The organism is Maritimimonas sp. 2405UD52-3 (assembly GCF_056591715.1).
The window spans coordinates 81,864-93,449 of record NZ_JBWQOL010000007.1 but is presented as its reverse complement, the minus strand read 5'-3'; the positions used below and the strand labels follow the sequence as shown (position 1 = coordinate 93,449).

Genomic DNA, 11,586 nt, shown 5'->3' with positions numbered 1-11,586 from the left:
AAAAATGACATAGTGGCAGTAAAAGAATCTCTCGATTATTCTTAAGAATGTCAGTTCTAACATAGTTTAGAACTAATGAAGCAGTATTTATTTACTTTAATTAGGTCACTATAGCAAACTTTGTTTGCCCAATAATGAGATTATATTTGCTCTTTATCTTACTTTAGCCAAAAGTAATTTTCATGGAAAGCATTAGTGTTTTTGATATGCTCAAGATTGGCATTGGCCCGTCAAGTTCCCATACCTTAGGGCCATGGCGTGCAGCTGAACGATGGATTCAAGAACTCAAAGGTGCTGATATTTTCCAAAAAGTAAAAAGCATAAAAGTTGATTTGTACGGCTCTCTTTCCTTAACAGGAAAAGGACATGCAACTGACTTAGCGCTACAATTAGGATTATCTGGCGCAGACCCTGAAACAGTTCCTGTAGAAAACATCTCTAGAACAATTGATAAGATAAATGAATCTAAGATGTTGAAACTCAATAATGAGTTTGACATTCTCTTTGATCCAAAAAAAGATATAAAATTCAACAGAGAATTTTTACCTTTTCACGCAAACGGAATGCGCTTTACAGCATTAACCGAAAAGGATACTTTTTCATCAACTTTTTATTCCATTGGTGGTGGATTTGTCGTGAAAGAGACCATGGAAAATGCCAAGAAGAAAGAAGATATTTTTAATTCTGTTTTTCCCTACCCGATTCATAAAGCAAGTGAATTGTTGAACTATTGCAGTAGTCTAGATCTTTCAATTTCAGAAGTGGTTTTAAGAAATGAGCTATCCATTAGAACTGAAGATGAAATCAATCATGAAATACAACGTATCTGGAACACGATGCTAGAATGTATGTATACAGGTTGTCATACCGAAGGTAAATTACCTGGCGGATTAAACGTTAGAAGACGTGCTTATGACATGCATCAGAAATTAAAAGGAGAATTGCCTTACAGTTCACCACATGAATGGTTAGAGACCATCCGTAAGACAGAAGTGAAATTTCGGCAAATCCTAAAATGGGTAAGCTGTTTTGCATTAAGTGTCAATGAGGTGAATGCATCATTAGGCCGTGTTGTTACTGCACCTACTAATGGCAGCGCAGGTGTTATACCTGCTGTACTTATGTATTATGTAGTGATAGAAAATCATAAAGCTGATTTTAAAGATATTAAGCAATTCTTACTGGTTGCAGGAGAAATAGGAAGCATCTTTAAAAAAGGGGCAACTATTTCCGCTGCTATGGGAGGTTGTCAGGCTGAGATTGGAGTTTCATCAGCAATGGCCGCCGGTGCCTTGTGTGAATTATTGGGTGGCACACCTGATCAAGTTATGATCGCTGCAGAAATTGCCATGGAACATCACTTAGGGTTGACATGTGATCCTATTGCCGGATTGGTTCAAGTACCGTGTATTGAGCGTAATTCTATGGGGGCTATCAAAGCTATTAATGCTGCAGAATTGGCATTAGAAACCAACCCAGAACATGCAAAAGTGCCTTTGGATAAGGTAGTAGATACCATGTGGGAAACTGCTAAAGACATGCATAATAAATACAAAGAAACTTCAGAGGGTGGTTTAGCAGTTAAGGTGAGCTTGACAGATTGTTAGCGAGTAAATACCAACTCTGTTTCTGTAGATATATTTGCATCAAAAGCGTACCCTTCTCTATCAAATCCTTTCAAACCTTCTATAGTGTCTATATCATTATCAGTGATATAACGTGTCATATAGCCACGTGCTAACTTCGCAAAGGTCATAATTGTCTTGTACTGACCATTTTTAAAGTCTTTAAACACACAAGTGATCACGGGAACCTTTAATAATTTTGGTTTGATCGCTTTAAAATATTCCGCACTGGCCAAATTGACGAAGACCTCATCATCAACTAATTCTTCATTTAAAGCTTCTGTAATGGTTGTATCCCAAAACTGATACAAATTATCTTTTCGTCCAACTTTTAATCGAGTTCCCATTTCTAAGCGATAGGGTTGCATTAAATCAAGTGGCTTTAATAAGCCATATTGGCCCGATAAGATTCGAAGTTTATCCTGTAATTGATCTAACTTTTCTTCAGGTAATGAATCAATATCAAAGCCTCTAAATACATCACCTTTAAATGTATAAATAGCTTGTCTAGCATTCTCTGGTGTAAAAGGCAAAGACCAGCTTTGATTTCGCTCATAATTCAATTGACCCAAATTGTCAGAAATGCTCATGAGTTTTGACAATTGTTTGGCACTTTTCTTTTTTAAAACTCCTGCTAGTTTTTCAGATTGCTCTAAAAAAGCAGGTTCAGAATATTTATTTGTTGGTATTTGCGATTCACTATCCAGTGATTTTGCAGGTGAGATAACTATTTTCATTTGCTAGATTCTTTTACCAGATAAAAGTACAACTCAAAACAACAATCATCAAACTTTTAGTACTTTTAAAATTGATAGTTAAATTGTTAAAATTTATGGATATTACAGCAAAAGAACCTAAAGATATTCCACTACTCTTTATTCATTTTTGGAATAATAGGGACGCAAAGGGTATAGCTAGTCTTTTTATTGAAGATGCAGAATTTATAAATGTAGTTGGGTTATGGTGGCACAACAGAGATGCTATTTTTAAAGCTCATGATTACGGATTAAAACAAATATTTAATAAATCTACTATTGAATTACGAAAAACAAAAGTGAAATTTTTACAAGAGGATATTGCTGTTGTACATGCCCGTATGAAGCTAAGTAATCAAACAGCAATAAATCAAATAAATAATCCAGGCGATAGAAAGAATATATTCACATTTATAGTGCAAAAAAATGGAAATAAATGGTTATGTATTGCCGCTCATAATACCGATGTAGTACTAGGCAAAGAAACTCATATTATTAATGAAGAAGGTGAAATTACTGCTGTAGACTATAGACAAGTTAAATGAAAAAAATCAACCTTTCTGATTCACCGTATACTTCCTCCACTTCTCAAATGCGGCTTTCATATCTTCTGGTATTTCAGAATCAAATTCTAACCATTTTTTTGTGATGGGGTGCTCAAAACCCAGCGTTTTGGCATGTAACGCCTGCCTAGGTAATGCTTTAAAACAATTTTCTACAAATTGCTTATACTTACTAAAAGTTGTTCCTTTCAATATCTTATCACCTCCATAGCGCTCATCATTAAAAAGCGTATGGCCTATATATTTAAAATGTGCTCGTATCTGGTGTGTTCTACCGGTTTCCAGCTTACACTCAACCAAGGTAACATAGCTAAATCGTTCTACTACCTTATAATGTGTGACTGCGTGCTTCCCATGTTCTCCCTCAGGAAAAACATCCATTAATAACCGGTTTTTAAAACTTCGTCCAATATTACCTGTAATAGTTCCCTCTTCATTGTCAACATTTCCCCAAACCAATGCTAAATACTTTCTATCTGTAGTTCTGTCAAAAAATTGCTTGGCCAAATGCGCCATGGCATATTCTGTTTTAGCAACTACTAAAAGTCCACTGGTATCTTTATCTATTCTGTGTATTAAGCCCGGACGTTCATTAGAGTTTTTTGGTAAATTTTCTATATGATGAATCAATCCGTTTACCAAAGTTCCATTATAATTCCCATGACCTGGGTGTACTACCATACCCGCAGGTTTATTCACCACAATAACCTCGTCATCTTCATATACAATATCAATAGGAATCTCTTCGGCTACCAATAAATTTTCATGAGGCGGATGCGCCAATACAACCCGAACCACATCATTTGGTTTTACCTTATAATTGGCTTTGACTTCCCTGTCATTAACCAATACATTCCCTGCTTTAATAGCCTGTTGAATTTTATTACGCGTAGCATTTTCAATAAAGTTCATCAAAAATTTATCTACACGCAAAGGTTCCTGACCTTCTGCAGCATCAAACTTAAAGTGTTCGTAAAGATCGTCTTGTTCTATTTCAGTTGAGGTATCGTTCATTAGTTGTCATCAGGATCATTCCCTAGTTTACCATCACCTAATACCAAATTAATGGTAGAGTTTTTTGGTATCATATCACCTACTTTTAAATCTTCACCATTAAATCTAAGCTTTCGTACAACATCACGACCAATATCTGGAACATAGGTAGAGCTCCCAATTTTAAACCCTGAAGACGTTAACTGTGTTACCACTTGTCGTTTTGTCTTTCCAAGTACATTAGGAATGGCAATCTTTCTATAGCTTTCAGGATTCAATGTTAAGTATATTTTTCGTCCTTCCTTTACAAAATCTCCAGGTTCTGGGTTTTGATCAACAACTGATAATGGCGGATATTCCGGATTAAAACTTGCGTAGTCTAATACTATAGTATCTAGTTTGATCTTATCTAAAGTAGCATGCGCTTCAGCTGTTGTCATTTTAGATAAATCTGGCACCTCAATTTTTTGACCATGATTGGTCCTAATATTCAGCAACTTTATCATTAAAAAAATTCCTATAACTGAAGTCACTACAATGGTTATAATTGTTCTCAAAAAAATAGCGCTCTTTAAATATTGAAATAGTTGCATTCTTGGTGGTATTAATCGAGGGCAAACTTACTAAAAAACAATATAAAAATGTATTTTTATGCTTTCATCAAGCCAGACCTAGTAGTAAACTATGAATAAAAACATTGCCATTATTATGGGAGGTTACTCCTCTGAAGTTGAAATTTCATTAAAGAGTGGAAATATGGTATATGAACATCTTGATAAAGAAGATTATACCCCATATAAAGTTCATATATTAAAGAATAAATGGATAGTAGTAGTTGGTGAGCAGGAATACCCAATTGATAAAAGCGACTTTTCGTTTACCCAAAATGGTAATAAGGTTACATTCGATTGTGTTTTCAATGCCATTCATGGTCATCCAGGCGAAAATGGCGTCATTTTAGCGTATTTTGACCTTATTGATATGAAGCACACCTCTGCCCCATTCTATCAAATGGCACTCACTTTTAATAAAAGAGATACTCTTAGTGTATTAAAGCAATATGGAATAAAGACAGCTAAATCTGTCTACCTAAACCAAGGTAATGTGATTGAAGAAAAGGCCATTATTGATCAGGTCGGTTTACCATGTTTTGTAAAACCTAATAGTGCGGGGTCAAGTTTTGGTATCAGTAAAGTTCATAAACAGGAAGATCTGCAAAAGGCTTTAGAAGTTGCTTTTAAAGAAGATCAAGAAATCTTAATAGAATCATTTTTAGATGGTATAGAAGTATCAATTGGCGTTATTCAACATAAAGGTGAAATTAAAGTATTAACTGCTACTGAAATAGTCACAGGTAATGATTTTTTTGATTATGAAGCTAAATATTTAGGAGCTTCTCAAGAGATAACCCCAGCTAGGCTTACCAATCTACAGTGGGAAAATTTAAACACCATAGCTAAAAAAGTATATGAAGTTTTAAATATGAGTGGATTTTCTCGTAGCGAATATATTTTTGTAGGTGACGAGCCTTATTTCCTTGAAATGAATACCGTACCAGGGCTTACAGATGCCAGCTTATTGCCACAGCAAGCTGCTCATGCGGGTATTTCTTTAGGAGAGCTATTTGGAAATGCTATAGAAGCCTCCCTTAATCCCCCCAAAGGAGGAAAATAAATTATTTATTATGAAAAAAGCACTATTCCCCGGATCATTTGACCCTATTACATTGGGGCATTATGACATTATAAAAAGAGGTGTTCAACTCTTTGACGAAATAATCGTAGCCATAGGGGTCAACGCCGATAAAAAATATATGTTCTCACTAGAAAAGCGACAGCAATTTATAGAAGATGCCTTTAAAGATGAATCTAAAGTAAAAGTGGTAACTTATGAAGGATTAACCGTTGACTTTTGTAAAGAATTGGATGTTGAATTCATTCTTCGTGGTCTTAGAAATCCTGCAGATTTTGAATTTGAAAAGGCCATTGCGCATACCAATCGTGATTTAGCACCTATTGAAACAGTGTTTTTATTGACTTCAGCTGGCACTTCTTATATTTCATCTTCAATAGTCAGAGACGTGATACGTAATAATGGTGATTATACTAAGTTGGTACCTGAAAGCGTAAGAGTAAAGTAAACTCTAAAAAATCTGCCAAATGAAAACAGTATTCTTATTAGCATTTTTCATTATCATTCATTGTGGTTATTCTCAAAAGAATCTGGATAACGCAAAAGTTGGAGACACTATTTTCTATAAAAATTCCAGGCATGTATTAAAGGATTTAGCGGAAGAATTCGCCATCGTTGACAGTATTAATGTAGTAGACAATAAGAACTTATATTCTATTTCTGTTTACTCTATTAATGATCTTGACAATTTCTTCTCTATGATAAAATATGCCACGAAAACTAGAAGGTTAGAGATTATTTCACATGAAGGTTTTACCACTTACTATCACAAAAATGGAAAAGTATCTAGCAGTGGTTTTACTAAAAATGCCAAGAAAATTAAGAAATGGGATTATTGGTATGATAACGAAGTAAAGAAAATGGAAATTGACTATTTTGAAAATGAAGTTCTAAAAAAAAGTAAACCTAGTTTACTAATGAACTTTTGGGATAAAGAAGGTAAACAAACTGTAAAAGAAGGTAATGGTATTTACCACTATATTTCAGAAAATAATAGTATAATGCATAAAGGAACCGTACTCAATGGTGAAAAAGATGGGCTATGGATAGGTAGATATAATGATGGTAAAAAGTATTACGACGAAAATTATAAAAAAGGGAAATTAATCTCGGGTGAGAGCTGGGATGAAAAAGGCAATCATTACACCTACACAGAAGAATTTATTCAACCTCAATTTAAGAGGGGGCAAAAAGGTGTTAAAAAAATTATTACCAAAAATTTTAGAATCCCTAAAACTGCAATTGAAAAAGGAATAGATGGAACAGTTTTAGTAAGTTTTGAAGTGGATACAGATGGAAGTATAATTAATGCAAAAGCATTTCGAAAAGTTTATCCAGAAGTTGATGCAGAGGCTATAAGAGTAATAAAATTAATGAAGGGTTGGAAACCTGCAGAAAAAAGAGGAAAAAAAGTAAAATCAAGATTTGCTATACCAATTACCTACAGATTATAAATTATACTCAGACAAGCCCTTTGTAAATCGTTCCGGGTTAGCAGCTAAATGATAACGAGGATCATCGATATCTTCTACTATTACTTCTCTAAATTTAGGACTTGATTTGTACAGCATCATTTTACAATCTTCACTTAAATGCTTCAATTTGATTTGCTTATTAGCTGCTTCATATTTATTCACCAAATTAAAAATAGCTTCTAAAGCTGAATGATCACTTATTCTTGATTCCACAAAATCAATTTCTACTTTTTCAGGATCATTTTTTACATCAAACTTTTCATTAAATGCTTTAATACTTCCAAAAAATAACGGGCCCCATATTTCATACACCTTAGTACCATCTTCTTTCACCCTTTTTCTGGCTCGTATACGCTTAGCGTTTTCCCAAGAAAATACCAATGCTGACATGATAACACCGGCAATAACAGCAATAGCCAAATCAAAGATTACAGTCAATGCAGATACTGCAACTAATACAATAACATCACTTAGAGGAATTTTATTTAAAATTCTAAAGCTACTCCAAGCAAAGGTACCTATCACCACCATAAACATAACCCCTACCAAGGCTGCTATTGGTATTTGCTCAATCAATCCAGAAGCAAACAATATAAATATCAAAAGCATTACCGCTGCAACAATACCCGAAAGTCTTCCTCTACCTCCTCCTTTAATGTTGATAATAGATTGCCCAATCATTGCACAGCCGCCCATACCACCAAATAATCCTGTAACGATATTTGCACCGCCCTGTGCCAAACATTCTCTATTTGAATTACCACGAGTTTCGGTCAATTCATCTACTAAATTCAAAGTCATTAATGACTCTATCAACCCTATAGCAGCTAAGATCAATGCATATGGAAAAATAAACTTGAAAGTTTCCCATGTAAATGGAATTTTACTAAACAATTCTGTTTGAAAAATAGGCAACCCTCCTTTAAGGCCTTCACCACCACCTTCTCTAATAAAACTACCAACAGTAGCAACATCAAGATTTCCAAAAATTACGATTGCAGAAACCACAATAATAGCTATCAAAGCTTCTGGTAATTTCTTGTTTATCTTAGGTAAGCCAAACATGATGCCCATAGTCAACCCAACTAAACCAAGCATTGTCAATAATTCTGTTCCTTGCATCCAAGTCTTTTCACCATTTACAACTTCTTTGAACATACCCAGCTGAGATAAAAAGATAACAATTGCCAGTCCATTGACAAAGCCCATCATTACAGGATGTGGGATTAAACGAACAAACTTTCCTAACTTAAAAACACCGGCAAGAATCTGAATAACACCCATTAAGATCACCGTAGCAAATAAGTAGTAAAGTCCTAAATTTTCACCAGCAGCTCCCATAGCATTTCCCTCTGCCACTAGGCTCACCATAACCACAGCCAATGCCCCGGTGGCTCCGGAGATCATCCCCGGACGACCACCAAAAATTGAAGTAATTAGGCCAATCATAAAAGCGGCATACAGACCTACTAAAGGGTCTACACCAGCCACAAAAGCAAAAGCAACAGCTTCAGGTACTAACGCTAGTGCAACAGTCAATCCACTTAAAATGTCATTCTTGGCATTTGCCGCTCGCTTCCTAATAAACTCAGTCATAACTACTTCTTTTAAAAGCCGGCAAATATATAGTAATTAATCCACCTAGAAAAAACGGAAACCAACAATAAGGTTATAGTCCTCTAATCAGTAATTTTATATTACCATAGGTATTTGCAAACAATTCATCTTCTTCAGATTTTTTACACCATCTAACGTCAGTTATGCCTTCTTCAGTTTGAGGTTTCAATGCTTTATCCCAATCAGTTATCATCTTAAACCAATAAGTTATTTTTAAGATGCGTTTTTCTTTATACTCATAAATATGGTAGGTATTAGGCAACTGAGTAACAATTTTCAAATTTTCTATTCCACATTCCTCTTCAACTTCGCGAATGGCAGCTAATTCTTTTGATTCGTCTTTCTCAATTTTCCCTTTAGGCAAATCCCAATTTCCATTTCTATAAATCCATAGTAACTCTCCTTTATCATTTTCAACTACACCACCAGCTGCTTCTATAATCTTAAATTGACTTATAAAATCATTCCACATAAACTCTAAATCTTCATGATAGAAATTCGCTTCTAAAATCTCTTTGCTTTTAACTTTTTCAAGTATCATTCCTAAAGAACTTGCATCATATTGATGGCCCTCTGCTTCCATTTCATCAGTTAAATAAATAACCGAATCGTTCATAAAAATTATATACATTTGTTATATGGTCTCAGACAAAAATACGGCAAAAAAAACTGCTGAATTATTATTGCAAATCAAAGCTATTAAACTACAACCAAACAATCCATTTACCTGGGCTTCAGGGTGGGAATCTCCTATTTATTGTGACAATAGAATTACCCTATCTTTTGTAAATATTCGTGATTTTTTGCGAGAACATTTAGCAAAGATCATAGAAAAAAAATATGGTAAGCCAGATGTAATTGCTGGAGTTGCCACAGGGGCTATTGCTATTGGAGTTTTAGTAGCACAAGAACTTGGCATTCCTTTTGTATATGTTAGGCCAGAACCAAAAAAACATGGCCGTAAAAATCAGATAGAAGGTTATTTACAAAATGGGCAGAACGTGGTGGTGGTTGAAGACTTAATAAGTACTGGAAAAAGTAGTTTAAATGCTGTAAATGCCTTAAAAGATGAAGGAGCTATTGTTAAAGGTATGGTAGCCATATTTTCTTATGGATTTTCGTTTGCTGAAGAAAATTTTAAAGCTGCTAATATTGAGTTGACAACCTTAAGTAATTATGAGAATTTACTTGAACAAGCTATAGAAACCAATTATATAAACAATAAAGAACTAAAAACGCTACAACAATGGAGAGAAAATCCAAGTAAGTGGCCATAAAATGATTAATTTATGAATATTGAAAGCCCAACCGTATCAGTACAAAAATCCGGTCAATACATGTTTGACTTCCTGGCAAAAGTTGAAAATTTTAAAAAAATAATGCCTGAAGATATAGACAAATTTGAAACAAGAGAAAACGGATTCGTTTTTGCCTTAAAAGGTATGCCTGCTATTAAGTTAAAATTAAAAGAACTTGATGAGCCAAACAAAGTAGTTTTAGAGTCTGCTAATGATAATGTACCTTTTACTTTAACAGGATATGTAAGTGATACAGGTGATGATACCAGTGATGTACAGCTGGTTTTTGATGGCAAACTGAATACCATGATGGCTATGATGGTGAAAAGACCTTTAAAAAAGTTTATCAATACATTAAGTGAAAACATAGAACAACTCTAAAGAAAGACAATTTCTTTAGGGTTAAATTTCTCAACGGACTCATCTTCGAGTTCTACTAAAAGTTGGCCCTGATCAGATATTCCTATTATCTTACCCATGAAGTTTTGATTATTACTTTTATTCTTATACATAGCCGGAATATCTTTTTTATACAAAACCGATTCATATGTGGCTTTTAAAATGCTAAACTTTTTAGTTCGCACGGAAGTAATTTGCCGTTTTATTTCTTGTAGCAGTTCATTCAACAATAGGTCTTTGTCAAAATCTTGAGTAGTAATTATTTTGAGTGAGGTAGCCGTTATCCCATCTTGAAATTTCGTTTGATTTACATTTAAACCAATTCCTATTATTGACTCTGTTATTTTACCTTTCTTGACAGTGTTTTCAATTAAAATACCACACAGTTTTCCTTTTGATGACAAAATGTCGTTAGGCCATTTGACTGTTAATTTTTCAGGAATTATCAATTTTAACACATTAAAAACAGCCAATGAAACAGCCCAATTTAAGCTAAAAGCATGATCAATTTTCAAGTCATCAAATCTGCATAAAATACTGAATGTTATATTCTTACCATCTTCAGAGTGCCAAATATTATCCATCTGCCCTCTTCCCTTGGTTTGCGCTTCTGCTACAACAACAGTAAAATCATCAACTATAGTTGTGCGAATTAACTCTTTTAAATAGGTATTGGTAGAATCTGTGGCATCAAGTTTGAGTATATTCATAGTAGGAATATTGCAAATATAGCATTTCAATAAGCTTAAAAAGTAATACATTTGCAAGTAATTATAAAGATTCTTAATGACGAAACACAAAGCTAGTGCAGATCAGTTAATTACTGAGATAATTAAAGGGATAGAACAGGTAAAGGGAGAGAACATTAGTATTCTAGATTTAAGAGATATTGAAAATACAGTTTGTGATTACTTCGTGGTCTGTGAAGGTAACTCTAACACACAGGTAAATGCCATAGCCGGTTCAGTACAAAAAACGGTAAGCAAAGCTATAAAAGATAAACCTTGGCATGTAGAAGGTGAAAACAATGCAGAATGGGTTTTACTAGATTATGTGAATGTTGTGGTGCATATATTCCAAAAGCAAATTCGTGAGTTTTATGACATTGAAAGCCTTTGGGGTGATGCTAAAACCACTGTAATTGAAACATCACATTAAAACTTAAACAA

The 11,586-nt window shown here is 34.2% G+C and carries 14 protein-coding genes; 8 read left to right on the top strand and 6 right to left on the bottom strand.

What is annotated here, in order from left to right; translation table 11 throughout:
• Nucleotides 1-182: 182 nt before the first annotated feature.
• Nucleotides 183-1,607, top strand: coding sequence for an L-serine ammonia-lyase (locus tag AC1EU5_RS14770; RefSeq protein WP_480193187.1), 1,425 nt, complete (start codon nt 183-185; stop codon nt 1,605-1,607).
• Here the strand turns inward: AC1EU5_RS14770 and yaaA are convergent.
• Entirely contained in the window at nt 1,604-2,362 is a 759-nt protein-coding gene (gene yaaA, locus AC1EU5_RS14765; RefSeq protein WP_480193186.1) for a peroxide stress protein YaaA, read from the bottom strand. The genes AC1EU5_RS14770 and yaaA overlap by 4 nt on opposite strands.
• 95 nt (nt 2,363-2,457) lie before the next feature.
• Between yaaA and AC1EU5_RS14760 the strand changes: the two genes are divergently transcribed.
• Nucleotides 2,458-2,925, top strand: a complete 468-nt coding sequence (locus AC1EU5_RS14760; RefSeq protein WP_480193185.1) for an SgcJ/EcaC family oxidoreductase — start codon at nt 2,458-2,460, stop codon at nt 2,923-2,925.
• Between the two features lie 6 nt (nt 2,926-2,931).
• On the opposite strand, the gene AC1EU5_RS14755 is transcribed toward AC1EU5_RS14760, so the two are convergent.
• Both AC1EU5_RS14755 and AC1EU5_RS14750 read right to left on the bottom strand, forming a co-directional pair.
• Complete coding sequence (locus AC1EU5_RS14755; protein ID WP_480193184.1) at nt 2,932-3,957, bottom strand: RluA family pseudouridine synthase; 1,026 nt, start codon at nt 3,955-3,957, stop codon at nt 2,932-2,934.
• The gene (locus tag AC1EU5_RS14750; protein ID WP_480193183.1) at nt 3,957-4,493 is read right to left on the bottom strand and encodes a PASTA domain-containing protein; all 537 of its coding nucleotides are present in this window, start codon (nt 4,491-4,493) and stop codon (nt 3,957-3,959) included. Before AC1EU5_RS14750 ends, AC1EU5_RS14755 begins: the two co-directional genes overlap by 1 nt.
• A 127-nt stretch (nt 4,494-4,620) precedes the next feature.
• On the opposite strand from AC1EU5_RS14750, the gene AC1EU5_RS14745 reads away from it, so the two are divergent.
• The 3 genes from AC1EU5_RS14745 to AC1EU5_RS14735 are packed head-to-tail and all read left to right on the top strand — an operon-like array spanning nt 4,621 to nt 7,082.
• Nucleotides 4,621-5,610, top strand: a complete 990-nt coding sequence (locus tag AC1EU5_RS14745; protein ID WP_480193182.1) for a D-alanine--D-alanine ligase — start codon at nt 4,621-4,623, stop codon at nt 5,608-5,610.
• 10 nt (nt 5,611-5,620) lie between these two features.
• Nucleotides 5,621-6,076: a pantetheine-phosphate adenylyltransferase gene (gene coaD, locus AC1EU5_RS14740; protein ID WP_480193181.1), complete on the top strand. Its 456-nt coding sequence runs from the start codon at nt 5,621-5,623 to the stop codon at nt 6,074-6,076.
• A gap of 19 nt (nt 6,077-6,095) precedes the next feature.
• Nucleotides 6,096-7,082 carry a TonB family protein gene (locus tag AC1EU5_RS14735; RefSeq protein ID WP_480193180.1) on the top strand — a complete coding sequence of 329 codons (987 nt, stop codon included), beginning with the start codon at nt 6,096-6,098 and terminating at the stop codon, nt 7,080-7,082.
• On the opposite strand, the gene AC1EU5_RS14730 is transcribed toward AC1EU5_RS14735, so the two are convergent.
• Nucleotides 7,077-8,699, bottom strand: a complete 1,623-nt coding sequence (locus tag AC1EU5_RS14730) for a SulP family inorganic anion transporter (protein ID WP_480193179.1) — start codon at nt 8,697-8,699, stop codon at nt 7,077-7,079. The genes AC1EU5_RS14735 and AC1EU5_RS14730 overlap by 6 nt on opposite strands.
• A 73-nt stretch (nt 8,700-8,772) precedes the next feature.
• Nucleotides 8,773-9,336 carry an NUDIX hydrolase gene (locus tag AC1EU5_RS14725; protein WP_480193178.1) on the bottom strand — a complete coding sequence of 188 codons (564 nt, stop codon included), beginning with the start codon at nt 9,334-9,336 and terminating at the stop codon, nt 8,773-8,775.
• 22 nt (nt 9,337-9,358) lie between these two features.
• Here AC1EU5_RS14725 and pyrE point away from each other — a divergent pair, with 22 nt between their 5' ends.
• Nucleotides 9,359-9,997 carry an orotate phosphoribosyltransferase gene (pyrE, locus tag AC1EU5_RS14720; protein ID WP_480193177.1) on the top strand — a complete coding sequence of 213 codons (639 nt, stop codon included), beginning with the start codon at nt 9,359-9,361 and terminating at the stop codon, nt 9,995-9,997.
• 12 nt (nt 9,998-10,009) lie between these two features.
• Nucleotides 10,010-10,399 (top strand): SRPBCC domain-containing protein, encoded by a 390-nt coding sequence (locus AC1EU5_RS14715; RefSeq protein WP_480193176.1) that lies wholly within the window; start codon nt 10,010-10,012, stop codon nt 10,397-10,399.
• On the opposite strand, the gene AC1EU5_RS14710 is transcribed toward AC1EU5_RS14715, so the two are convergent.
• Nucleotides 10,396-11,127, bottom strand: coding sequence for a biotin--[acetyl-CoA-carboxylase] ligase (locus tag AC1EU5_RS14710; protein WP_480193175.1), 732 nt, complete (start codon nt 11,125-11,127; stop codon nt 10,396-10,398). The two genes, AC1EU5_RS14715 and AC1EU5_RS14710, sit on opposite strands and share 4 nt — an antisense overlap.
• 76 nt (nt 11,128-11,203) lie before the next feature.
• Here AC1EU5_RS14710 and rsfS point away from each other — a divergent pair, with 76 nt between their 5' ends.
• Nucleotides 11,204-11,575, top strand: a complete 372-nt coding sequence (gene rsfS, locus AC1EU5_RS14705) for a ribosome silencing factor (protein WP_480193174.1) — start codon at nt 11,204-11,206, stop codon at nt 11,573-11,575.
• Nucleotides 11,576-11,586 lie beyond the last annotated feature (11 nt).